The following is a 1027-nucleotide window of genomic DNA, read 5'->3' as shown; positions in this document are numbered from 1 at the left end:
GCAAGGAGTTCTCCTGAAGAGAGACTCAAATCAGGGTTGATGATTTACCGTCAACCATAAACCGATTACTTAAACCATCTAAGTCAACAAAGATACAAGTTAATGATGCCAGTTATATGCTGACCAGTTCCACCGAAGCATTTTGGTCAATCAGTTAGCTAATCAGTTAGCTAAAGATCGCTCAACGACATTAACTAACTCTGATGTCCAGTGGTGAGCAAGTTGAGAATTGGCGGCTTCAACCATGACCCGGATCAGGGGTTCAGTACCAGAAGCACGAACCAGAATTCGACCTTGGTCTCCCATGGCGGCTTCCCCTTTTGCGATCGCATTCGTGATCGCCTCACACTCTTGCCATCGACGTCGGCGTTCTCGGTCTTCTACCCTGACATTACGCAGCAGTTGGGGGTAAGTCTGGAAACTTTGGTCTACTAACTCCCCTAAGGTCATCCCAGATTCACGAACCAAAGAAGCTATATGTAAAGCAGTTAACATGCCATCCCCAGTCAAACCATAATGGTGACAGATGATATGTCCCGATTGCTCACCCCCTAGCATAGCTCCAGTTTGGAGCATTTTAGCTTGGACATGCTGATCTCCGACCGCTGTCCGTAGGAATTTACCCCCCAACTGCTTCCAGGCTCGTTCAAATCCTAAATTTGCCATTACCGTTGCTACCATTAGGTCTTCTGGTAGCTTTTGGGCAGCACGTAAGGTTTGACCCCAAAAATAGAGGATGTAATCTCCATTGATCTCCCGACCTTGGGCATCTACTGCCATCAATCGGTCTGCATCACCATCAAACGCAAACCCAAGATCTGCTTGGTATTCTTTTACCGCAGCTTTGAGCGGTTCGAGGTGAGTAGAGCCACAATTGACATTAATGCGATCGCCATCTGCCTGGTCATGTAAGCAAATGACTTGTGCCCCCAACTGCTCAAATACTTGTCCTGAGAGTCGCACTGCTGCCCCCCAAGCCAAATCCAGCACAATCTTCATGCCTGTGGTGGAGGATGATTAGGTCTAG

1 pseudogene is annotated in these 1027 nt (G+C 47.8%); it reads right to left on the bottom strand.

Annotated features, from left to right (window positions below):
• Window positions 1–162: 162 nt before the first annotated feature.
• Window positions 163–1002, bottom strand: a pseudogene (glmM, locus tag F6K52_RS36810) (phosphoglucosamine mutase); the annotation flags it as partial.
• Between the last annotated feature and the right edge of the window lie 25 nt (window positions 1003–1027).

Origin of the sequence: Moorena sp. SIO3H5, assembly GCF_010692395.1 — a bacterium.
GTDB lineage: Bacteria > Cyanobacteriota > Cyanobacteriia > Cyanobacteriales > Coleofasciculaceae > Moorena.
The sequence above is the reverse complement of the archived record's forward strand: the minus strand, read 5'-3'. Positions and strand labels throughout refer to the sequence as shown.